General features: G+C 71.1%; 18 protein-coding genes. 14 read left to right on the forward strand and 4 right to left on the reverse strand.

The genetic code is table 11. The features are described from left to right. Positions 1 to 153 precede the first annotated feature (153 nt). The 13 genes from ABXS86_RS15205 (at position 154) to ABXS86_RS15265 (ending at position 16,347) form a co-directional block, all read left to right on the forward strand. Positions 154 to 696, forward strand: coding sequence for a hypothetical protein (locus tag ABXS86_RS15205; protein ID WP_251508817.1), 543 nt, complete (start codon positions 154 to 156; stop codon positions 694 to 696). Continuing rightward, on the forward strand, positions 689 to 2,320 hold the full coding sequence (locus tag ABXS86_RS15210) for a protein kinase domain-containing protein (RefSeq protein ID WP_353665015.1): 1,632 nt from the start codon (positions 689 to 691) through the stop codon (positions 2,318 to 2,320). Before ABXS86_RS15205 ends, ABXS86_RS15210 begins: the two co-directional genes overlap by 8 nt. Before the next feature lie 175 nt (positions 2,321 to 2,495). Then, a complete protein-coding gene (gene pstC, locus ABXS86_RS15215) occupies positions 2,496 to 3,563 on the forward strand; it encodes a phosphate ABC transporter permease subunit PstC (protein ID WP_353665016.1) in 1,068 nt (355 codons plus the stop codon). A 5-nt stretch (positions 3,564 to 3,568) separates the two neighbouring features. Next, complete coding sequence (gene pstA, locus ABXS86_RS15220) at positions 3,569 to 4,831, forward strand: phosphate ABC transporter permease PstA (protein WP_307213140.1); 1,263 nt, start codon at positions 3,569 to 3,571, stop codon at positions 4,829 to 4,831. Further along, complete coding sequence (pstS, locus tag ABXS86_RS15225; RefSeq protein WP_353665017.1) at positions 4,828 to 6,480, forward strand: phosphate ABC transporter substrate-binding protein PstS; 1,653 nt, start codon at positions 4,828 to 4,830, stop codon at positions 6,478 to 6,480. The genes pstA and pstS overlap by 4 nt, the downstream gene beginning before the upstream one ends. A 198-nt stretch (positions 6,481 to 6,678) precedes the next feature. Next, the gene (locus ABXS86_RS15230; RefSeq protein WP_353665018.1) at positions 6,679 to 9,237 is read left to right on the forward strand and encodes a hypothetical protein; all 2,559 of its coding nucleotides are present in this window, start codon (positions 6,679 to 6,681) and stop codon (positions 9,235 to 9,237) included. A 57-nt stretch (positions 9,238 to 9,294) separates the two neighbouring features. Further along, the gene (locus ABXS86_RS15235) at positions 9,295 to 10,425 is read left to right on the forward strand and encodes a hypothetical protein (RefSeq protein ID WP_251508823.1); all 1,131 of its coding nucleotides are present in this window, start codon (positions 9,295 to 9,297) and stop codon (positions 10,423 to 10,425) included. Positions 10,426 to 10,453: 28 nt separating this feature from the next. Next, a complete protein-coding gene (locus tag ABXS86_RS15240) occupies positions 10,454 to 11,509 on the forward strand; it encodes a hypothetical protein (protein WP_353665019.1) in 1,056 nt (351 codons plus the stop codon). Positions 11,510 to 11,621: 112 nt separating this feature from the next. Continuing rightward, positions 11,622 to 12,719: a WxL protein peptidoglycan domain-containing protein gene (locus ABXS86_RS15245; protein WP_353665020.1), complete on the forward strand. Its 1,098-nt coding sequence runs from the start codon at positions 11,622 to 11,624 to the stop codon at positions 12,717 to 12,719. A 17-nt stretch (positions 12,720 to 12,736) separates the two neighbouring features. Next, positions 12,737 to 13,558, forward strand: coding sequence for a hypothetical protein (locus ABXS86_RS15250; RefSeq protein WP_353665021.1), 822 nt, complete (start codon positions 12,737 to 12,739; stop codon positions 13,556 to 13,558). Next, entirely contained in the window at positions 13,555 to 14,514 is a 960-nt protein-coding gene (locus tag ABXS86_RS15255; RefSeq protein ID WP_353665022.1) for a sortase, read from the forward strand. The genes ABXS86_RS15250 and ABXS86_RS15255 overlap by 4 nt, the downstream gene beginning before the upstream one ends. A 211-nt stretch (positions 14,515 to 14,725) precedes the next feature. Then, the gene (locus ABXS86_RS15260) at positions 14,726 to 15,520 is read left to right on the forward strand and encodes a phosphate ABC transporter ATP-binding protein (RefSeq protein ID WP_409988251.1); all 795 of its coding nucleotides are present in this window, start codon (positions 14,726 to 14,728) and stop codon (positions 15,518 to 15,520) included. Beyond that, on the forward strand, positions 15,517 to 16,347 hold the full coding sequence (locus ABXS86_RS15265) for a DUF2993 domain-containing protein (RefSeq protein WP_307213130.1): 831 nt from the start codon (positions 15,517 to 15,519) through the stop codon (positions 16,345 to 16,347). The genes ABXS86_RS15260 and ABXS86_RS15265 overlap by 4 nt, the downstream gene beginning before the upstream one ends. A gap of 36 nt (positions 16,348 to 16,383) precedes the next feature. Here the strand turns inward: ABXS86_RS15265 and ABXS86_RS15270 are convergent, their stop codons facing one another. Then, positions 16,384 to 17,784, reverse strand: coding sequence for a threonine/serine exporter ThrE family protein (locus ABXS86_RS15270; RefSeq protein ID WP_353665023.1), 1,401 nt, complete (start codon positions 17,782 to 17,784; stop codon positions 16,384 to 16,386). Positions 17,785 to 17,966: 182 nt separating this feature from the next. Here ABXS86_RS15270 and ABXS86_RS15275 point away from each other — a divergent pair, with 182 nt between their 5' ends. Continuing rightward, complete coding sequence (locus ABXS86_RS15275; protein ID WP_307214108.1) at positions 17,967 to 19,253, forward strand: aspartate kinase; 1,287 nt, start codon at positions 17,967 to 17,969, stop codon at positions 19,251 to 19,253. Positions 19,254 to 19,280: 27 nt separating this feature from the next. Here ABXS86_RS15275 and ABXS86_RS15280 read toward each other — a convergent pair whose 3' ends face one another. Genes ABXS86_RS15280 through ABXS86_RS15290 form a run of 3 tightly spaced genes read right to left on the reverse strand, consistent with a single transcriptional unit; the run spans position 19,281 to position 22,395 of the window. Next, complete coding sequence (locus tag ABXS86_RS15280) at positions 19,281 to 20,045, reverse strand: FadR/GntR family transcriptional regulator (RefSeq protein ID WP_353665024.1); 765 nt, start codon at positions 20,043 to 20,045, stop codon at positions 19,281 to 19,283. Further along, a complete protein-coding gene (locus ABXS86_RS15285) occupies positions 20,042 to 21,532 on the reverse strand; it encodes an APC family permease (protein ID WP_353665025.1) in 1,491 nt (496 codons plus the stop codon). The genes ABXS86_RS15280 and ABXS86_RS15285 overlap by 4 nt, the downstream gene beginning before the upstream one ends. Continuing rightward, positions 21,529 to 22,395 carry a carbon-nitrogen hydrolase family protein gene (locus ABXS86_RS15290; RefSeq protein WP_353665026.1) on the reverse strand — a complete coding sequence of 289 codons (867 nt, stop codon included), beginning with the start codon at positions 22,393 to 22,395 and terminating at the stop codon, positions 21,529 to 21,531. The genes ABXS86_RS15285 and ABXS86_RS15290 overlap by 4 nt, the downstream gene beginning before the upstream one ends. Positions 22,396 to 22,411 lie beyond the last annotated feature (16 nt).

Below are 22,411 nucleotides of genomic sequence, written 5' to 3' on the forward strand. Positions count from 1 at the left end.
CTCAGGATTCGCCGAGAGAAGTCGCACGTGGTGAACCGCTCGTTCACCCCCCGCTCCCGTGCTCGCCACAGACGGGGAGCACCTTCTGACCTGCGGAACATCGGAGTGTCACCCGAAGACACGGCGAACGGTCCGTCAGACAGGGGACCCTTCGTGAGCAATCCGCTCTCCGCGCCGTCCGGCGCGCTCGCACGCGTCGTCTTCGACACCTTCCGCTCGGCCGACGACCCGATGCTCGCGGCATGGCTGGCCTTCCGCGCCCGCGCCTTGCCGGCGGCATCCACCCCTCCCTTGCCGAGCGTCCGCACGCAGGACGCCCCCGGTAAGCGCGGGATGTTCGGAGTGTGGCGACTGCTCGCCACGAACAACCGCGAACTCGCCCGCGGCAGCTCGCTGCACGAGTCGCCCGATTCCGCGTGGGCCGAGGCGGAGGGCCTGCGCGCCCGCTTCGCCGAGCTCACGCCGTCGGTCATGCGCGGCTCTGCCGCGATGCGGCACGGCTGGGCGCTGCGACTGAGCGGGGAGCCGGTGCTGATCTGCTCGCGCTGGTACGAATCCCCGGGCGAGGCCAACGCCGCCGCGCGCGCCGCGCGTGACAGCCTCGGGCGTTCGACCATCGTCCGCGCCTTCAACATCGGCACCCGGTCCGGGCGGCGCCACCGTCAGACCGGCCCCGCGGTCCAGCTCGTTGACTGACGCCGACGAGGTCAACGCGAGATTCCGTATCCGCGCCCTCCTTGGTTCGGGGGCCACGGCATCCGTGTACGACGCCCTCGACACGACGACGGGCGATCGGGTCGCGGTGAAAGTCCTCCACCCTCACCTCGCCGACGACCCCGCCCTCGCGCGGGCGTTCCTGCGGGAGGCCGAGATCGTGGCGGGCCTGTCGCACCCGGGTCTGAGCGCCTCGGTCGCCCGCGGTGACGGAGCGACCCCCTTCCGGTCATGGACGGCGTGGGAGTTCGTCGAGGGCGTTTCGCTCGCCGAGACCGTGCGCGGGTCCGGCGCCCTCGATCACACGTCCGCGCTGACGGTGGCCGCCTCGCTTCTCGATGCCCTCCAGGTGCTGCATTCCGCGGGCATCGTGCACCGAGACATCTCGCCCGCCAACGTGCTGATCGCGCGCGGGGCCGACGCGCGCATCCTCGACGTGCACCTGATCGACTTCGGCCTGTCGGCCCCCGTGGGCGAGTCCGCCCGCGGAGCCGACGTGCTGCGCAGTGCGGCCGGCGACGGTGTCGTCGGAAACGCGTCGTACGCCTCGCCGGAGCAGCTCCGAGGAGACCCCGTCGGCGTGGCGGGAGATCTCTATCAGGTGGCGGGGGTGCTGTACTTCGCACTGGTGGGGACCCCGCCGTTCCCGCGCTCCTCGGTGGCGGACACGGTCCGCGCCCACCTCACGGCCCTCCCGCCCACGGCGTCCGTGGCGGCGCCGGGGGTGCCCGTCGCCGTCGACCGGCTGATTGTCCGGGCGCTGCTGAAGGAACCCGCGGAACGCTACCCGGACGCGCGTGCGATGCGCGCGGCGATCGACCCCCTCCTCTCCACGGCGCACCGGGAGCCGGCCCTCCCCGAGGACTCCGACCCTACGCCCACGCGCGTCCTCACCGCAGCGCGTCCGCTCGCTCCGGCGCCGATCGAACCCGAACCCCGCGCGACCTCGCCGTGGCTGTGGGTCCTCGGGGCGGCCGCCGTCACCGTGGTGGTCGCGGTGATCGCCGCCGCCGCATTGCCCACGGCATCCGGATCGGCTGCCGCCCCTGCCCCGGCAGCGCCCACCGCGGTCGCGAGCGCCGACCCCGTCGTCGCCACTCCCATCCCGACGCCCCCCGATCCGGTGCCGACCACTCCGGTCGCGCCGACCTCCGTGCCCATGCCGGAGGTGCGGGGCCTCGCCCTCGCCGACGCCGCCGAGGTGCTGCGGCGGGCGGGCCTGCTGCCCGGTGTCGTGACCGCCCACGACGGCCCATCCGCCGCCCAGACGGTGCTCGCGGCCGGGGCCGACGTCGGGGCCGAGGTTCCCATGGGGAGCGCCGTCGACCTCGCCGTGGCGAGCGGATGGACCGTCGTGCCCGAGGTCGCCTCGTTCGCCGAGCGCGACGCGGTCGGGCTCGTGTCGGCCGCGGGACTCGTGCCCCTCGTCGTGCGTGAACCTCGACCCGGCATCATCGGGGCGGTGGTCGCCGTCGAACCCGCGGTCGCGACGCGGCAGGTGCTCGGCTCGACCGTCACGATCGTGGTCGCCACGGCCTCCGTCCCCTCTCCCACGGCGACCCCGCGGCCGTCCGCCACCGTCCCCAGCCCGGCGCCGTCGTCTTGACGTCTCTGGATGAGGATGCGGAAACACCTCCTTCGCAGAACCGTCGCCCCTCGTTCACCCTCGGCCCCGACGATGAACGACATCCGGCCGGAACCCGCCGCCGGTCCCTCCGCTCAGGAAGCCCCATGAGTCGAATCCCGCGCATCGTCGCGCCCTCGTGCCGATGCGGTCGTCGATGAGCACCTCGACCTCCGACGATCTCACCGACCTGCTCTTCCCCGACGGCGACCCCGAAAAGGGTGCCGACGCCGTCCCCATCGACGGCGATCGACGCACCGCCCGCGCGATGACCTCTCGTCCGTCGGTCGGCGATGCGGTCTTCCGGACCACCGCGTTCGCCGCCGGGGGGATCACCGTCGCGATCATGCTCGCGGTCGGTTTCTTCCTCACGCTGCGCGGCGGCGATGCGCTGTCGGTCGCGGGGTGGTCGTTCCTGACCACGCAGGAGTGGTCGCCCGAGACGCACTCCTTCGGCATCGCGGCCGTGCTCTCGGGAACCGTCACGATCGCGATCGTCGCGATGTTCTTCTCCGTCCCGCTGGCCACGGGCACGGCGCTGCTCATCTCCGAGATCATCCCGCCCCGGCTCCGCTCGCTGCTCATCTCGCTCGTCGACCTGATGGCGGCCGTGCCCAGCGTCGTCTACGGGCTGTGGGGGCTGTTCTTCCTGCAGCAGAACGTCATCCCCGTCGCGCAGTGGATCTCGCACTACTTCGGGTGGATCCCGGTGTTCGCCGTCACCGACCTCGACGGGACGCCGATGACGGATGCCAGCCAGTTCACGTCATCCGCCTTCATCGCCGGCATCGTCGTCGCCCTCATGGTCGCGCCCACGCAGACCTCGGTGATGCGCGAGGCCTTCTCGCAGGCTCCCGTCGGCGAACGCGAGGGCGCGCTCGCGTTGGGCTCGACGCGGTGGGGGATGATCCGCACCGTCGTGCTGCCCTTCGGGCGCGGCGGCATGATCGGCGGCACCATGCTCGGACTCGGTCGCGCGCTGGGCGAGACCATCGCCGTCTACCTGATCATCTCGCCGATCTTCACGATCAACTGGCAGGTGCTCAAGACCGGCAGCAACTCGGTCTCGGCCCTCATCGCGCTCCGGTACGGAGAGGCCAGCGAGTTCGGCCTGTCGGCCCTGATGGCGGCAGGTCTCGTCCTCTTCCTGATCACCCTGGTGATCAACTTCACCGCTTCCTCGATCGTGGCGCGGTCGCGGTCGGGCGCCCAGAGCGAAGGCTGACCCGCATGGACGACACCCTCACCGCCCCCGCGTCCGCGATCGACGGCCCCCGCCGCACGTTCCGCCCGGCGCCCGGAGACGAGCCCGTCGGCCCGCGCCGCCGCATGAGCGGAGCGACGGCCGAGGACACCTTCAACCTCACCGGCGCGCTGGGCGCGGCCCTGGCGGTGGCGACCCTGCTGTTCGGGTGGTTCACGCCGATGACCGGCGCGGTCGGCTGGGCGGTCGTGACCTACCTGCTGTTCGTGGTCATCTACGCGCTGCTGGTCGCGCTGCGGGCCACGGGCCAAGAGGTCACCGATCGCGTCATGACCGCCCTGCTGTACAGCGCGGCATCCATCCTGATCGCCGCCCTCGTGTTCGTCGTGTGCTTCGCGGTGTTCCGCGGTCTGCCGGCGCTGGTGAACCTCAACTCCTTCGTGCAGACGATGGAGGCGGCGGGCCCGCTCGAGCCGCTGAGCGTCGGCGGTATCGCCCACGCGATCGTGGGAACGCTCATCCAGATCTCGATCGCGCTGGCGATCACGGTGCCCCTCGGGATCGCGACGGCGGTGTTCATGAACGAGATCGGGGGACCGTTCGCCCGGTTCGTGCGGACGATCTCGGATGCCATGACGGCGCTGCCCTCGATCGTCGCGGGACTGTTCGTCTACTCCGCCGTCATCCAGCTCATCACCCACGAGCGTTCGGGTTTCGCGGCATCCCTCGCGATCACCGTGATGATGCTCCCCATCGTGATCCGCGCCTCCGACGTGGTCCTGCGCCTCGTGGCCGGCAACCTGCGGGAGGCGGCGTACGCCCTGGGCGCCTCGCGGTGGCGCACGGTCTGGCACGTCGTGCTGCCCACCGCCCGCTCGGGTCTGGTCACCGCGGTGATCCTCGGCACGGCGCGCGGCATCGGCGAGACCTCGCCCGTGCTGCTCACCTCGGGCGTCACCGCATACATGAACCTGAACCCGTTCTCGGGGCCGATGATCTCGCTGCCGCTGCAGGTGTTCGACTTCGTCAAATCACCCGAGCCGAACATGATCGCCCGCGGGTTCGGGGCGGCCGCGACCCTCATCCTCCTCGTGCTGCTGCTCTTCTTCGTCGCCCGTGTGATCGGCGGCCGCGGACCCGGTCAGCTCAGCGGCCGGCAGCGTCGCGCGCGGGCCGCGCACTCCCGCGCCGACCTCGAGCGCATCGAGCTCCGCCGAGGTCGGCTCGACGCGCTCGCGACACCCCCTCTTGTTCCGCACGATTCGACCCCCTCGAAGGACATGCCGTGATCCGCCGCATCCGCTCACTCGTGGCGGCATCCGCCGTCGCCCTCCTCGTCGTCACGGGCCTGGTGTCGTCGTCGGTGCCATCGGCGCGCGCCGACTCGTGGGCGCCGATCTCGGGCACGGGCTCGACCTGGTCGCAGAACGCGCTCGACCAGTGGCGCCGCAACGTCGGCGAGAACTACGGCATGACGGTGAACTACTCGGGGGTCGGCTCATCGGCGGGTCGCCGTGACTTCATCAACGGCACCGTCGACTTCGCGATCAGCGAGATCCCGTTCCAGGCGCGCCCCGAAGACAACTCCCAGCCGGAGGTTCCGCGTTCGGGGTACGCCTACATGCCGATCGTCGCCGGTGGTACCGCGTTCATGTACAACCTCAAGATCGGCGGCAAGCGCGTCACGAACCTGCGACTGTCGGGCGCCGTGGTCGCGAAGATCTTCGCCGGCGCGATCACGAAGTGGAACGACCCCGCCATCCAGGCGGACAACCCCGGCCTCGCGATGCCCGACCGGTCGATCGTCCCGATCGTGCGTTCCGACGGGTCGGGCTCGTCGGCGCAGTTCTCGCTGTGGATGTCGAAGCAGCACGGCGACATCTGGACCCATGGCATGACCTCGCAATTCCCGACCCCGTCCAACGGCAAGGCGCAGAACGGCTCGCTCGGCGTCGCCGGTTACGTCAGTCAGGACTACGGCGAGGGGGCGATCACCTACGTCGAGTACTCGTATGCGGTGAAGTCGGGTTTCCCCGTCGCGAAGGTGCTCAACAGCGCGGGCTACTACATCGAGCCCACGGCGCCGTCGGTGGCCGTCGCGTTGCTGCAGGCGCAGATCAACAACGACTCGGGCTCGGCCGACTACCTCACCCAGATCCTCGACGGCGTGTACAACAACGCCGACCCGCGTACGTATCCGCTGTCGAGCTACTCGTATCTGATCGTGCCCACCGAGGTCTCGGGCATCTTCACCGCCGAGAAGGGCCGCACCCTCGGAGGCTTCGCCGAATACGTCCTGTGCGAGGGGCAGCAGTCGGCGACGGCGCTGGGATACTCCCCGCTGCCGATGAACCTCGTGATGGCGGGCTCGGAGCAGCTCAAGCGGATCCCCGGGGCGAACGCCAACGGCGTCGACATCAACACCTGCAACAACCCGACCTTCAAACCGGGCGATTCGCCGTCGAACAATCAGCTGGCCGTGTCCGCCCCCGCTCCGGCGGAGTGCGACAAGCAGGGGCCGAACCAGTGCACCTCGGGTACGGCGGGCTCCTCCGGCACCGACACGCCGGTCACCGGCTCGGGCTCGGGCGGATCGTCGGCCGAGGCCGGTGGCTCGCAGGGCGCGGCTCCGGCGGCGACGGGAGGCGGCGGCACCGGAGCCGCGGCGACCTCGACCGACGCCGGCGCAGCCGCAGCCGCCGCACCCGCGGGTGAGGCCGTCTATGACGCGAGCGGCAATCTGGTCGGCGGCAGCGCCGCCACCGGGGGAGGGGGTGCCGTCGTCGCGGCGGTGTCGTCACCGTTCACCCTCGCCGACGACGGGTGGAAGGCCCCGCAGTGGCTGATGCTGGCCGCCGCGATCCTGCTGATCCTCGCGATCGTCGTGCCCCCCGTCACCCTCCGCACGCTTCGTCCTCCCCGCGCCGGCAAGCGCTGACCGACCGCGCCGCACGCCTCCGCGGAGGCGATGTTCGGCGCGCGCGAAAAACGCCCTGGACCGGGGCTTTGCATTCATCCTCAAGGCCGTGTGAATGTTCGATCCCTCGTTGGCGGATCGTTCACGCGGATGTCATAACCCGCCCATAGCTTCATCGCTGTCGCCACCCGAAGGCGACGCTCTCACCAGGAGAATCCCGTGCGCAGTGCTCTACCCGAAGGGCGCGCCGCGCGACGCGTGCTGTCCGGCCTGGCCGGCGCCCTCGTCGGCGGCCTCGTCTTCGCCACCCTGACCGTCGGCGGCGTCGTGACCTCCGACGCCGCCCGCGCCGCCGACGCCACCTCGGCGACGGTGACCGCCAAGGGCTACGACGCCGATTGGCAGAACTCACCGTTCCCCGACCTGTCGGTGACGGTGTCGCAGACCAAGGGACTCGTGGCGCAGGGGCTGCAGGTGAGCTGGACGGGCGGCACGGAGTCGACTCCGCCGACCCAGCAGTCGGGCGGGCAGAACTTCCTGCAGATCGCGCAGTGCTGGGGCGACGACCCGGACCATCCGGGCCAGCCCGACCGCAGCACCTGCCAGTACGGCGCCTTCGGCACGCCCGGAGCCACCCGTGACGGCAACCGCGCCGATGGGAGCATCGCCGAGGCGGACCTGTCGAACACGGTGCCCGCTGCGAGCTTCCTCGACCCGGCGTACACCTCGATCCCGTTCCGGTCGGCGACCGGCGAGACGATCGCCTCGGTGAAGGACGGCGTCCGCGTGCCCGGGGTCGACGTCAACACGAACGCCTTCTTCACGCAGTACACCAGCAACGAGGTTCCCTGGGCGGGTACCGGTGCCGACGGCACCGGGAGCACCACGTTCGAAGTGCAGACGGTCACGCAGTCGCGGGGACTCGGTTGCGGGGCGCGCACCAGCGAAGACGCGGCGGCCACCAGCGGCGCCGCGTGCTGGCTCGTGGTCATCCCGCGCGGCACGGCCGACACCGGGGAGTCGTCGAACGTCAGCTCGGGGTTGTTCTACGACAACTGGAAGCACCACCTCGCCGTGCGGCTCGACTTCCGTCCCGTCGGTCTGCGCTGCGCCATCGGGGCGGCCGAGCGTCAGTTGGCCGGCAGCGAGCTCATCTCCCGGGCCGTCTCGTCGTGGCAGCCGTCGCTGTGCGCAGGGTCCAACGGCAACGTCTTCACGCTGCTGACGAGCACCGAGGGTGACGCGGTGACGGCCGCCAACGCCGCGACCGGCGATGCTCCGCTCGCGCTGACCTCGCTGCCGTACAGCGGCCCGGGGGAGGACAAGCTCGTCTACGCCCCGGTCGGCCTCACCTCGGTCACCGTGGCCTTCGCGATCGATCGCTTCCCCCAGCAGGACGGGTCGGTGCCGGCCGATGCCCTCGCACGCGCCCGGCTTCCACTGACCGACATGAAGCTCACTCCGCGCCTGATCGCGAAACTGTTGACCTCGTCGTACCTCGACGCGCTGCCGTATCAGGCGGATCGGGAGCACCTCGGGGAGAACCCGCGCAACCTGCTCTTCGACCCCGACTTCCTCGAGATCAACGACCCGGAATGGTCGTACCAGGCGATCGCGAGCGTCGCCGTGGCCGACATGCTGCTCCCGCAGGGCCGCTCCGACGTGGCGACGGCGCTATGGAGCTACGTCATGGCGGATGCCGACGCCCGGGCCTTCCTCGAAGGCGAGCCCGACGGCTGGGGCATGGTCGTCAACCCCTACGCGTCGACGAACGCGGAGAAGAACCCGACCGCCACCGCCTTCTCGCTTCCGCGCGACAGCTTCCCCAAGCCCGATCCGGTCGAGGTGCCCGCCCAGGAGGGCGGTCCCGCGGCGATCAACTCCGTCACCTGGCGTCCGTACACGAACGACCTCGACGGCGCGGCGTACAACACGCTTCGCGGCGACGGCCTGGTGCTCAGCGCCTGGGATCCGCTCGGCAATCCGCCTCGCTACACCCGCAGCCCGCGCAACCTCCCCGGCGCACAGGCCGTCATGGCCCTGACCGACGGTGCCGCGGCCGACAAGTACCAACTGGTGACGGCGTCGCTCCGCAATCCCGCGGGGGTCTTCGTCAGCCCGACCGACGACGCCCTGACCGCAGCCGCGGACGCCATGACGACCGTCGGAACCCAGACGCAGGTGCGCGCGTTCGTGCCGGCCTCTCCCGAGGCCCAGCGCGCGACCACGGCCTACCCGCTCGCGATGCCGGTGTACGCCGCGGCGAGTCCTTTCGTCCCGGATGCCGCGGTGCGCACGGTCTACGCCGACTTCATGCGCTACGCCGCCGAGGCAGGCCAGGAGCCGGGCGTGCAGATCGGCCAGCTCCCCGCCGGGTACGCCCCCTTGCCCGACAGCTGGCGGGTGCAGGCGCGTGCCGCCGCGACCGCACTCGAGAACGGCCTCACCCCCTCGACCGCGACGCCCTCGCCGTCGTCGCCGCCGCCCGCGGGTGGGACGACGTCGTCGGGGTCGATCGCCGGTGGCGGTGGCGGTGCGGTCTCGTCGGGCTCCGCGGCATCCGGAACCTCCGCCGTGCCCGCCGGCGGGGGAGCCACGGCGGCGGACCCCGCGAATCCCTCCGCCTCCGGCGCGATCGCCGGAGCGCTCGCCGGGGCGAAGACCGCCGCCGACCCCGACTCCGGTGCCCTCCCCGCGGCGCTGCCGATCAGCCTGCTCGCCGCCCTCGTGGCCGCGGCCATGTTCCTGCTGATCCCACGACTGCCTCGCAGAACGTGACCCTCGACCTGCCCTTCCCGAAGTTCCCACTCATCACACACAACAGATAGGTCATCAGTGAAGATCAAGAAGATCGCCGCCCTCGGTGCGGCCGTCGGCGTCGTCGTGTCGGGCCTCGCCTTCGCGGCCCCGGCCTCCGCCGAGCCGGTGTCGAACAGCTACGCGATCGTCGGTTCGGACACGCTCCAGGACTCGATGAACGCCCTCGCCAACGGCACGACCGTCTCGGGCGCATCGGTGCGCGTCCTCGCCGGTGGGCAGACCGTCGGCAACTTCGACGCCTTCGGCGCCCCCGCGATCCAGACCAAGCCCGGCGGCGTGTACTTCGCGCGTCCGAACGGCTCGGGCTCGGGCCGCGACGCCCTGCGCGCCTCGGTGAACGGAAACGACTGGGCGGTGACGAACAACACCACGCCCGCCAAGAAGATCACGGGCCAGGTCGACGTCGCGCGCAGCTCCAGCGGCCCCGGCACCAACGCCAACGCCGACGGCCGCCTGCTCTACGTGCCCTACGCCCGTGACGCCGTGGGTTACGCCTACAAGGGCGGCACCTCCGCGTGGGCCAACCTCACGGCCGCGCAGCTCAAGGCCGTCTACGACGGCACCCTCACCTCCATCGACGGCGTCTCGGTCACCCCGCGTCTGCCGCAGACAGGCTCGGGCACCCGCACGTTCTTCCTGAACGCGCTCGGCTACTCCGGCTCCGCCCCCACGGCTCCCGCCGTGAACGACACCGGCAACACCACCCCCGAGAACGACGCGACCGTGCTCGGCGACAACCAGATCATCCCCTTCTCGGTGGCGAACTGGGTCTCGCAGGCCAACAACGTCGCGGGCGTCAACACGATCGCCGCCGCTCCCTCGGTGTCGATGGGCTCGCCCGTCTCCGGCCAGGTGCCCTTCACCGGCACGGCTCCGAACCTCGTCCCCAACTCCGGCATGTACTCCAACACGACCTTCGGTCGCGACACCTACCTGATCGTCGAGCGCGCCAAGGTGCAGTCGTCGTTCACCTACAGCGGCGCCCCGGCTTTCGACGCCGTGCTCGCCGGTCTCGTCGACTCCACCAAGACGACGAGCTTCACGAACTTCAGCACGGCCCCGTTCGCCCCGGGTGCGGTCAAGCGCAAGTTCGGCTTCCTCGCCCCGAGCTCCACCACCCCCATCGCGGCCTACGCCGCCGGTTGATCCCTTCTCCGCGAAAGGCACGACGAACATGATCCGCATCTCCAAGGTGAAGGCCGCTCTCGCGGGCGCCCTCGCCGTCTCGCTCCTCGCCGGGGGCGCCGCCTCGGCCGCTCACGCCGACACCCCCACCACCTCGGCTCCGCCGTCGCTGGAGTCGATGTACCTCTGGAACAACGACGAGACCCTCCTCACGAAGGACTCGACCATCGGTTGGGGCCAGCAGGTCCTCGGCTACCCGAAGAGCACCGACTTCACGAACTACGACACCTACTTCCAGGCTCCGTCGCAGGCCGCTCAGCCGTACGTCTTCCTCTCGCCCCGTGGCAAGGAACTGCAGCCCCTCGAGTGGGTGTCGAAGGCCATCAACGGCTTCGCCCCCGGCACCCAGACGGTGCTCACCCCCAACCTGGCCCCGGAGAACACCGCGGGTGTCAACCTCGCTGCGGCGAAGGCGAACGGTGGCGAGTTCTCGCTCGGTCTGGCCTTCACCGACCAGAACGCGGCGGCCGTCTACGGCGTCACGTTCGTGCACATCACCGTCAAGCCCGGCGGTGACTACACCTACGAGCCCACGACGTACCAGACGACCACGCCCCCGCCCACCGGCGGCGACTCGAAGGACATCGCGGTCTCGGCCGACGTGCAGGAGCCAGCCGGTTCGCTCACCTTCACCGTGCCCACCACCTCGGTCGCTCTGGCTACGGCGATCAACACCGCCACGCAGCAGTCCGAGTCCACCGGCTCGATCACCGGCATCAACGTGATCGACTCGCGCAGCACGGCCAACCGCAAGGGCTGGGACATGACCCAGAGCGTCGCCGACTTCGTCTCCGGCGCCAACACCATCGACAAGAAGAACCTCGGCGTCACGGTCACCAAGACCGGCGGTTCCGCCGCCGCCACGGCCGGCACCGCGCAGGCCGCTGGTTCCGCGGTCTACCCGAGCCCCTTCGCCACGTCCGCCGTGGGCGTGTCGACGGAGCCCACCACCGAGCTGAAGGCCGACCTGAAGCTCGTCGCCCCCGCCGGCACCCCCGCCGGTACCTACACCTCGAAGATGACGCTCACGCTCGTCTCGAAGTGACCTCCGGGAGGGGCGGTGCCACAGGCGCCGCCCCTCCTCTCCGACCGAGCTCGTTCAGCCCTCGTTTATGACGCCGCCCTGCGGCCGTAAGCCCATTTTGCGGAGATAGACCGTGCAGATCATCCGAACCGCGGTGCGCCCGAACGCCCGCCTTCTCGCAGCGACGGCGGCCGTTCTGGCCGGTGCGTTCGCTTTCGGCGCGGCGCTCACCGCCGCGCCCGCCTTCGCCGACGACGCGGCCCCCGTCGATGAGATCGGCATCTCCGCCCAGCCCGTCAGCGACGACGGCCCGCTGCGGACGCGCTTCGACTACAGCATCGCCCCCGGCCAGTCGCTCGAAGACGCCTACAGCGTCACCAACCGCAGCACCGGCCCGCAGACCTTCTCCGTCTACGCCACCGATGCCTATAACACCGACGACGGGGCGTTCGGCCTCCTCGAGAGCGGGGTCGCCCCCACCGACGCCGGCGGATGGATCAGCTTCAGCGGCGCGCCCTCGGTGCAGGTGACCCTGCAGCCCGACGAGACCACCACGATCCCCTTCACGGTGCGCGCGCCCGACGACGCGACCCCGGGAGATCACGCCGGCGGGCTCGTGGCATCCGTGCAATCTCCCGACGGGCAGGTGCTCGTCGATCGTCGCCTCGGCACGCGCCTGTACGTGCGCGTCGCGGGCGACCTGCAGCCGGGCCTCTCGATCGCGGGGATCTCGTCGTCGTACACCCCGAGCCTGAACCCCTTCGCGGGAGAGACGACCGTGACCTTCACGGTACGAAACGCCGGCAACGTCGCGCTCTCCGGCGCCCTGAAGAGCGAGGTGCGCGGGCTCTTCGGCATCGGACTGTCGACGCCGCTCGAGCAGGACGTGTCCGAGATGCTGCCCGGAAGCACCCGTACCGTGACCACGACGATCGCCGGTGTCGGCCAGTGGATCTACCTCAATCCGGTCGTCACGGTCTACCCGCGCGTCGACGAGACGGCGCCGAACCCCGGCCCGCTGACGAGCGTCTCGCGTGACACCGTGCTGTTCGTGGTGCCGTGGATGGCCCTCGGGCTGATCGTCCTCGCGCTGCTGGTCTGGGGCGGTGTCCGCTTCGTGCGGCGCCGTGACGACGCCCGCGCGAAGGAATGGATGGAGTACACCGAGGCCGTCGCGCGCCGGAAGGCGGATGCCGAGCGCGAGCCCGAGTTCGCCGAGTCGGGCGCGTGAGGCTCGTGCGTCCTCGTGTGGCCGACGCGCGCCGGATGCTGGCTGCGGCCCTGCTGACGATGGCGCTGGCCGTCCCCCCGGTCGCGGCGGCCCAGGCCGCCTCCCCGGCCCCGGTGCAGTGCCCCTCGCCGTCGCCGTCCGCCCCTGCGGCGAGTCCCGCGCCGAGCGGAGGAATGGGGATCACCGCCCTGGTGTGCGGTCCGAGCTCCTCCGCGGGCACGGGTTCCTCCGCGGGCGGCGGAGTCACCGGCGGCAGTGGCTCGGGCGGGGCCGGGGGCTTCGGCACCTCCGGCGGAGCGGGACTCGGCACCGGGGGAGCAGGTGGGTCGTCGTCGGTGCAGTCGTCGACCCCGACCCCCGCGACGCTCGTCGACGCCGTCGACCTCGGCGGCATCCTGGCGATCAGCGGTCTGTCCACCGGCAGCACGCCCTCGATCAACCCGTTCGACGGGCGCGTGCAGATGTGGTTCACGGTGCGCAACACCTCGAAGTCGTCGATCGATCTGACCGCGGATTTCTGGATGGAGAACGCGCTCGGCCTGCGTATCGCGAACGTCGACGGGGTCGTTCTGTCGGGCCTGAAGCCGGGGGAGACGAGGACCCTCAGCGCCGAGCTCGCCGGTGCCGGCCAGTGGACGGTGCTGACCGCGCACGTCCGCGTCAACCCGCCCGCGCAGGTGGACGGCACCGAGCTCGCACCCCTCACCCGCGATGCCACCGTCTTCGTCGTGCCGTGGCTGGTCCTCCTGCTCGCGGGAGCCGGAGCGGCGGCCGTCGTAATTGTGATCATCGTGCGTCGAGTGACGCTCGCGGCGGTGCCCCAGGCGGTGAGCGCGTGACCGTCACCGAGGATCCGCCCGCCTCGGCGCCGGCGCGGGCCCGCCGAGCGTCCGCCGCGCCGCGTCCGCCGCGTCGCCCGCCCCGGACCAAGCTGCCAGCACCGCCTCTGACGGCGACCGAGAGCATCGCCCGCGCGGTCGTGGCGATGGCCGCGATCCTGACCCTGATGTTCGTGCTCAACGTCACCGTCTTCAGCCACGTGCAGCACCTGGTGTCGCAGCAGCGCCTCGGTGACGAGTTCCGCGCGCAGCTGCTCGCGGGTACGGCCCCGGTGAGCGAGTACACCTTCGACGACGACCTGGTCGCCGACGGGGCGCCGGTGGGCATCATGGAGATCCCGAGCCTGGGACTGCACGAGGTGATCGTCGAGGGATCGTCGTCGGTCGAGACCGCCCAGGGCATCGGTCATCAGCGCGACACCATCCTGCCCGGACAGGCGGGGGTCAGCACGCTGATGGCGCGCAACGGTGCCTTCGGCGGTCCGTTCTCGGGCATCCAGAGCCTCAGCCCCGGGGATGCCATCACGGTGCGCACCGGCCAGGGGCTCCAGGAGTTTTCAGTGGTCGGCGTGCGGTACGCGGGTGATCCGACCCTGCCCAACCTCAAGGCGGGGGAGAGTCGCCTCGTGCTCATGACCTCGCGCGGAGCCCCGTACGTGCCGTCGGGGGTGGCCTACGTCGACGCGCGTCTGGTCGGCACGGCGCAGCCGCGCGGCGCGCGCGTCACCGCGACCGCCGCCCTGCCGCCCGAGCAACGCCCCTTGGCGACCGACACCACGACCGTGTGGGCGCTCGTGTTCGCCGTGCAGTTCCTCATCGCGGCCGAGCTCGCGGCCGTCTGGGCCTTCCGACGGTTCGGTGCCCAACGCACCTGGATCGTCTTCGTGCCCGTTCTCCTGCTGGCCGGCTTCCTCGTGACCCAGCAGATCACCCTCCTCCTTCCCAACCTCCTCTGACCCTCGAGAGGCCCGCATGTCCGACGACATCACCCGCGTCATCCCGGCGCACGGCGCAGCGACGCCGTCCGCACCCGCAGCGCCCGTCCACGACGACATCACCACCGTGGTCCCTCCCGCCGGCGACGTCCGCCGTCGCGACCGCGCTTCGTTGACCTTCGCGCCGATCGAGGGGGTCCCGACGGTCAGCATCGCCCCCGCTCCGGCCCGAGTGTTCTCCTCGCCCGCTCCGCTCGCCACCCTTGAGGCGCGGGGGATTACGGCCTGGTTCGGCGACCATCAGGTCCTCGACCGCGTGTCGCTGACCATGCCCGCCGGCCAGGTCACGGCGCTGATCGGCCCGTCCGGCTGCGGCAAGTCGACCTTCCTGCGCATCCTGAATCGCATGCACGAGCTCGTGCCCTCCGCCTCGCTCGCCGGCGAGGTGCTTCTCGACGGCGACGACATCTACGAGCAGACCCGCCGCCTCACCGACGCCCGCAAAGACATCGGCATGGTCTTCCAGAAGCCCAACCCCTTCCCCGCGATGTCGATCTACGACAACGTCGTGGCCGGGCTGAAGCTGACGGGCGTGCGCGCGAGCCGTGACGAGAAAGATCACCTCGTGGAGCGCTCGCTCACCTCGGCGGGCCTGTGGAAGGAGGTCAAGGACCGCCTCCGCGCGCCCGGCGGCGGGTTGTCGGGTGGTCAGCAGCAGCGTCTGTGCATCGCCCGTTCGCTCGCGATCAAGCCCAAGGTGCTGCTCATGGACGAGCCGTGCTCGGCGCTGGATCCCACCTCGACCCGCGTGATCGAAGAGACGATGGGCGAGCTGCAGAAAGAGGTGACGATCGTGATCGTCACGCACAACATGCAGCAGGCGCAGCGCGTCTCGCAGCAGTGCGCCTTCTTCCTGGCATCCCAGGGGCAGCCGGGTCATATCGTCGAGTACGGCGACACCCGGGCGATGTTCGAGGCCCCGGTCGACCCCCGCACCTACGACTACGTCAACGGACGCTTCGGATGACCCTCTCCGACGAGCAGACCATCGTGCTCCCCGCGGCCCCGGAGCCGGCGGACGAGGGGGCGGATGCCGAGCGCCCGTCACCCGCGGGTCTGGTCGTCGTGCTCATCGTCGTCCTGCTCGCCCTGATCGCGGCGGCGTTCTGGACGGCCGACGGCATCATCCGGGCGCAGGTCGAGCACACCGTGGCCGAGAAGTGGCGCGCGGCCTTCGGAGTTCCCGACACCCAGCGCCTCGACGTCGAGGTGGCGGGCCCCGTCGTTCCCCAGGCTCTCCTCGGGCGTCTCGACAGCGTCACGGTCACCGCGGCGAACATGGCGGTCGGCCCCACGACCGTCGAACTCACGACGGCCTTCGGCGGTGTTCAGCTGGCTGACGAGAAGCTGACCACCGAGACCGCGTCCGGCGAGATGCGGCTGGGTTCCGCCCAGGCGACGGCGCTGCTCGTGCCCGCGGAATCGGCGCGAGCCGCTCAGGTGGGGTTCCGCGGAACGGACGTGACCCTCGACGTCGTGGTGACATCCGCCGGCAGGCGCGTACCCGTCAGCGTCGCGCTCTCCCCTCGACTCGAGGCGGGCGCGCTGCAGGTGGCTCCGGTGTCGGTGACGGCAGGCGGGAACACCGTCTCGGTCGCCGATCTGGCGACCACCGTGGGCACCCAGGGCGCGTCTGCGGTGCAGCCGCCCGCCGTGTGCCTCGCGTCCCTCTTCCCGCGATTCGTGACCGTGAGGTCGGTCGCGGTCCGCGATCAGCATCTGACCGTGGGCTTCGACGTCGACATGCCCTCGTCGCACTCCATCGCCGCGCAGCCGCCCGGCGCCTGCTCCTGAGCGCCCCCGCGCCGACATCCGACGATCGGCGCCCGACTACCGCCGCACCCGCGCCCGCACCCGCGTCACGCTGGTCAGCGTCGCGCGCACCGGCTGGCCGAGGTAGATGCCGAGCGAGGCGCCGACGGCCAGCGCGATGCCGATTGTCGCCGCTCCCGCGAGGGTGGTGACGCCGGTCATGAGCACGGCGGGGTCGTCGCCCGACTCGACGACGCCGAGCAGTCCGCGGAACACCGCGGCACCGGGCACGAGCGGCAGAATCGCCGCGGTCGTGATCGCGACCGACGGCACGTGCAGGCGGTAGGCGACGACGATCCCGACGAAGCTGCCGATGAAGGCGCCCACGCCGCTCGCGGCCGCGACCTCGAACCCGACACCGGTCGCCGCGACGTAGCCTGCCCAGGCCACGAGGCTGAGCGCTGCGCTGACCACGACGATGCGCGCCCCGGCGCCGTTGTACACCGCCACCGCGATGGCGATGACGGCCGCGCCCACGAACTGCAGGGCGACGGGTCCGAGCGGCAGGGCCGTCGACGGCGGCGACATGCCGAGCCCGATCACGCGCACGGTCTCGAGTCCGGCGAGGATCCCGAGCACCACGCCGAGCGTCTGGGTCGTCAGTTCGAGGATGCGGCCCGTGGCGGTGAGGGCGAAGCCGTCGATCGCGTCCTGGGCCGCGCCGACGACGGTGAGTCCCGCGAGCATCAGCACGATCCCGGATGCCACGATTACCGACGGTCTGATCGCCGCGGCCGCGTCGATGCCCGTGTAGCGCAGCAGGGGAGACAGGGCCGCGACGACGGTGAGCACGAAGCCACCGGCGATCTGGGCGAAGAAGTAGGGCACGCGGGCCCGGGCCATGATGTGCTGCGTGGTCGCCGCGAGCGCCGCGGCGATGAACGACAGCACGAGGGCGAGCCAGTTCGCGCCGAACATGATGGCGACCCCGGCCGCGAGCGAGGCCTGCGAGACGATGACCATCGCGGGGCGGTAGCGGAACGGCAGGCGCCGGATGGCCCGGCACCGCGAGATCGCGTCGTCGAGGGCCAGCCCGCTCGCGATCTCTTCGACGAGGGCCTGCAGGCGCTGCAGCTTCGCGTGGTCGGGCACCGAGCCGCGCACGACGCGCAGCAGCGTCGTCGGGTGGGTCGCTCCGGGCCGGCTGTGCGCGATGGTGATCGAGTTGTAGGTCACGTCGACGTGCACGGGGTCGAGCCCGTACGCCCCGCACACGCGCACGATCGTGAGCGTGACCTCGTTGGCGGGCGCGCCGACGACGAGCATCGTCTCGCCGATGCGGATCGCGAGGTCGAGGATGCGCGTCGACAGCGCCTCGTCGATGACGGGCAGCAGGGTCGTGTCGGGCGACGACGACGCGTCGTCGGTGTGCACGAGGCGGCGCAGCGACGACAGCCAGTGGCCGGGGGTGAGCGGCATCCGATCGCTCCAGGGGGGAGGGGGTGGAACCCGTCGATCCTATCCGCGGGCGACTGGGCGCTTGCATGACAGCACTTGCATGACGGGGGCGGTATGCGCGCGGCTTTAGGATGATCCTCGGGCGCGGCACCAGCGCCGGCGTCGTGGCATCCCGACGCACGACCCCTCCGGGAGTTCTCCTCATGGCTCTGATCGTCCAGAAGTACGGCGGCTCGTCCGTCGCCGACGCCGAGAGCATCAAGCGGGTCGCCAAGCGCATCGTCGACACGCGTCGCGCCGGCCACGAGGTCGTCGTCGCCGTCAGCGCCATGGGCGACACCACCGACGAGCTCCTCGACCTCGCCGGTCAGGTCGCGCCGATCCCCGCACCGCGCGAGCTCGACATGCTGCTGTCCAGCGGAGAGCGCATCTCGATGGCCCTGCTGGCCATGGCCATCCACTCGATGGGCTTCGAGGCGCGCTCGTTCACCGGCAGCCAGGCGGGCATGATCACGGATGCCACGCACGGCGCGGCCCGCATCGTCGACGTCACGCCCATCCGACTCCGCGAGGCGCTCGACGAGGGCGCGATCGTCATCGTCGCCGGCTTCCAGGGTTTCAACCGCGACACCCGCGACATCACCACGCTCGGTCGCGGCGGGTCCGACACGACCGCCGTCGCGCTCGCCGCGGCGCTGAAGGCCGACGTCTGCGAGATCTACAGCGACGTCGACGGCATCTTCACCGCCGACCCGCGCGTCGTGCCTCTCGCGCGCAAGCTCGACCGCGTCGGCAGCGAAGAGATGCTCGAGCTCGCCGCCAACGGCGCGAAGGTCCTCTACATCCGCGCGGTCGAGTACGCGCGGCGCCACGGCGTGCTGATCCACGCCCGGTCCACGTTCAGCCCGAACGAGGGCACCTGGGTGCTCGACCCGTCGAAGAAGTCCCCGCTCGTCCCCGAGGGAGCCACCATGGAAGAGCCCATCGTCGCTGGCGTCGCCACCGACCTCAGCCAGGCCAAGATCACCGTCATCGGCGTGCCCGACGTGCCCGGCAAGGCCGCCGACATCTTCAAGATCGTCGCCAAGTCCGGTGCCAACGTCGACATGATCGTGCAGAACGTCTCGGCGGCGGCGACCGGTCGCACCGACATCTCGTTCACGCTGCCCAAGACCGACGCCTCGGTCGCGCTGAAGGCGCTCGCGGGCGAGCAGGCCGAGGTCGGGTTCCAGAGCCTCGTGCACGACGATCAGATCGGCAAGCTCTCGGTCGTCGGCGCGGGCATGCGCACGCACTCGGGTGTCTCGGCGACCCTGTTCGAGGCGTTGAGCCTGGCGGGCGTCAACATCGAGATGATCTCGACCTCCGAGATCCGCATCTCGGTGGTGGTGCGCGGCGTCGACCTCGCCGAGGCCGCACGTCTCGTGCACACCGCCTACGGTCTCGACGGCGACGCCGAGGCCACGGTCCACGCCGGCACCGGTCGCTGAACCGCCGCGCTCAGCTGCGGTCGGCGCTCACGACGAGCGGATGCCGCTGGGTCGCGCCGAGATGAACATCGACGCGCGCAGCTCGAGCACGTGCTCGCGCGCCAGCGTCGCCGCACGCTCGGCGTCGCCGGCCTCGACGGCCGCGAGGATCGCGAGGTGCTCGTCGTTGCTGCCGCGCAGGTACTCGATCGGGTACGGCACGAAATAGCCGTACAGCGCGTCGGCGGTCGTGCGGTGTGCGTCGAGGGCCCAGTCCTGCAGGGCAGCCGCGGCCATCGCGCGGTGGAACCGCACGTCGGCCTCGTGGAATTGCGACCAGTCCTCCGCCGCGGACGCGTCGGCGCTCGCCTGCCGCGCGGCACTCAGGTGGTCGAGCGCCGCCGGGTCGTCGCGATGCCAGGCCGCCTCGGCGGCGAGGGAGGATTCGATCAGGGCGCGCTGGGCGATGAGGGCCCGTACCGTCGGGGTCTCGCTGCGCAGCCGCACGACGGCCGGATCGTTCGCCCAGTTCGAGATGTCGGCGTGGGTCGAGACGAAGGTTCCGCCGTTGCGTCCGCGGCGTCGCTCGAGCAGCCCCTCCTCGCTCAGCGTCTCGAACACCCGGCGGACGGTCGCCGTGCTGACGCCGAACGCGTCCGCCGCGCGCTGATCCGAGGGGAGGTGGGCGCCCGGCAGCAGCAGGCCCAGCTCGATCGCGAGGCACAGTCGAGCTCTTACGGCGTCGGATGCCGAGAGCGGGACGATGGACGAGAGTGCCGGTGCCGCGGCGGCGTCGGCACTCCCTGTCGTCATCCGTCGATCATGTCATCCTGCGCGCGAGCGACGGCGATCGCGGCGGTGGGCGTGGCATCCGGCACCTGGATCTCGCCGATGCGGTGTCGTGCGCCCCAGACCGTCCCGACCACACCTGCGGCCACCGGCACGAGAGCCAGAACGATAGACAGTGCGACGCTTCCTCCCGTCACCAGCGTGAAGTTCGACAGCACGAGCCAGAGCGAGAGTGCCAGCCCGATCACCGCGGCGATCGGGGCGATCACCGCGCGGCCGATGAGCGCGCGGCGCACCTGCGCGTTGCGCGAGAAGAACACGAGCACGGCCACCGAGGTGAGCAGCATGAGCAGCACCATGCCGACGGTGGCGACCCCGGCCATCGAATTGAACACGCCGACCAGGGGCTCGACGTCGAACAAAGCGAACGCGCCCACGATGACCGCCGCCGTGACCGTCTGGACGACCGACGAGAATGCGGGCGATCCGTGGCGACCGTGCTTCGCGGCGAGCCGTCGGGGGAGGGCCCCGCGGCCGGCGAGGGTGAACTGGTAGCGCGCGATGATGTTGTGGAACGACAGCACGCAGGCGAACAGGCTGGTCACCAGGAGTATCTGCGTGATGTCCTGGAAGATCGGGCCGAGGTAGCGTCCGGTGAGGTCCATGAGCATGTTCGCGTCGCCCGCCAGCGTCGCCTTCGCGAGGGCGACGGCGCCGTCGGCGCCCGCGCCCGTGATCAGCGCCCAGCACGACACGGCGTAGAAGACGCCGATGATGATGACGGCCAGGTAGGTCGCGCGGGGGATCGTGCGGGCGGGATCGCGCGCCTCGTCGCGGAAGACCGCCGTCGCCTCGAATCCGATGAACCCGGTGAGCGCGAACAGCACCGAGATCGCCAGTCCCGGGCTGAAGACGTTGTCGGCCGAGAACGTCGACCAGGCGATGCCCTCGGCGCCGCCGGTCGAGAAGATGACGACGTCGAGCACGACGACCACGGTGATCTCGGCGACCAGGGCGATGCCCAGCACGCGCGACGACAGCTCGATGTGGCGGTAGCCGAGCACGGCGACGAGTATCAGCGCGACGAAGGCGTAGACGCCCCAGTGCAGGGTCGGGCCCCCGAAGAACGTCACAAGATTGCCCAGCGCCCATCCCAGGAAGCCGTACACCCCGACCTGGATCGCGGTGTACGCCACGAGGGCGATGAAGGCGGCCGCGAGGCCCGCGCGCGGGCCGAGACCCGCCGAGGCATAGGAGAAGAACGCCCCGGCGTCGCGGACGTAGGGCGTCATCGTGACGAAGCCGACGGCGAAGACGAGGAGCACCAGTGCGGCCAGCAGGAAGCCGACCGGTGCGCCGGCGCCGTTGCCCGAGCCGACGGCGATCGGCACGTTGCCGCCGATGACGGTGAGGGGAGCGGCGGCGGCGATCACCATGAAGACGATCGAGCCGGTGCCGAGGCGGCCCGAGAGCCGGGTACTGCCGGGGGCGGTCGAGGAGGTGGGGGTCATGCGGGCGGCCTTTCGCGGGAGATGACGGGTTCGGGCTGCCGGGGGGCGGTCTGTGGGATGAGGTCGTGGGCGAGGTCGGGACGCCGATCGCGCAGGTACGGGTTGGCGGCGCGGGAGCGGTCGATCACGGCGGGGTCGATCGTCGCGAGCAGCAGCTCGTCGCGATCGGCACCTGCGGCGGCCAGCACGACACCGTCGGCCCCCACGACGCTGCTGCGCCCGACGTAGCGCAGGTCGCCCTCCGACCCGACGCGGTTGGCGTAGGCGATGGCGACCTGGCTCTCCCACGCGCGCACGCGAATCAGGTGCTCCGCGATGAAGGCGTACGGCTCCATCTGCGCGGTCGGCACGAGGATCAGGTCGGCGCCGGCGAGCGCGAGGGCACGGACGTTCTCGGGGAACTCCACGTCGTAGCAGATGAGCAGGCCGACGCGCAGGCCGCGCCACCTGACGAGGGGGCCGAGCGCGTCGCCCGCGACGAAGAGGGAACGGTCGAGGTCGCCGAACAGGTGCGTCTTGTCGTAGCGCGCGAGCACCGTGCCGTCGGCGTCGATGGCGAGCGCCGCGTTCGCGATCCCGTCGACCCGGCGCAGGCCGGTGCCCACGACGAGGGCGATGTCGGCCTGCACGGCGAGTTCGCGCAGGCGGTCGACGAGGTCAGCGGTCACGACCTCGTCGAGTCGCGGACCGATGTTGTAGCCGGTCGCGAACATCTCGGGGGTCACCAGAAGCTCGGCTCCCTCCTCCCGCGCCTCGCGTGCGGCTTGGGCGATGCGCTCGAGGTTGCGGGGCACGTCGCCGGGCTCTCCGCGGGCCTGCAGAACGGCGATCCGCACGGAGGAGGATCCGTCATAAGTGTTCATCGTGAACACAATATAG

Source organism: Microbacterium sp. che218, from assembly GCF_040436305.1.
GTDB lineage: Bacteria > Actinomycetota > Actinomycetes > Actinomycetales > Microbacteriaceae > Microbacterium > Microbacterium algihabitans.

Coding starts and splice junctions, on each gene's coding strand:
- pstC (WP_353665016.1), top strand. CDS start 2,496: ATGAGCACCTCGACCTCCGACGATCTCACCGACCTGCTCTTCCCCGAC.
- pstA (WP_307213140.1), top strand. CDS start 3,569: ATGGACGACACCCTCACCGCCCCCGCGTCCGCGATCGACGGCCCCCGC.
- ABXS86_RS15240 (WP_353665019.1), top strand. CDS start 10,454: ATGATCCGCATCTCCAAGGTGAAGGCCGCTCTCGCGGGCGCCCTCGCC.
- ABXS86_RS15265 (WP_307213130.1), top strand. CDS start 15,517: ATGACCCTCTCCGACGAGCAGACCATCGTGCTCCCCGCGGCCCCGGAG.
- ABXS86_RS15270 (WP_353665023.1), bottom strand. CDS start 17,784: ATGCCGCTCACCCCCGGCCACTGGCTGTCGTCGCTGCGCCGCCTCGTG.
- ABXS86_RS15275 (WP_307214108.1), top strand. CDS start 17,967: ATGGCTCTGATCGTCCAGAAGTACGGCGGCTCGTCCGTCGCCGACGCC.
- ABXS86_RS15280 (WP_353665024.1), bottom strand. CDS start 20,045: ATGACGACAGGGAGTGCCGACGCCGCCGCGGCACCGGCACTCTCGTCC.
- ABXS86_RS15285 (WP_353665025.1), bottom strand. CDS start 21,532: ATGACCCCCACCTCCTCGACCGCCCCCGGCAGTACCCGGCTCTCGGGC.
- ABXS86_RS15290 (WP_353665026.1), bottom strand. CDS start 22,395: ATGAACACTTATGACGGATCCTCCTCCGTGCGGATCGCCGTTCTGCAG.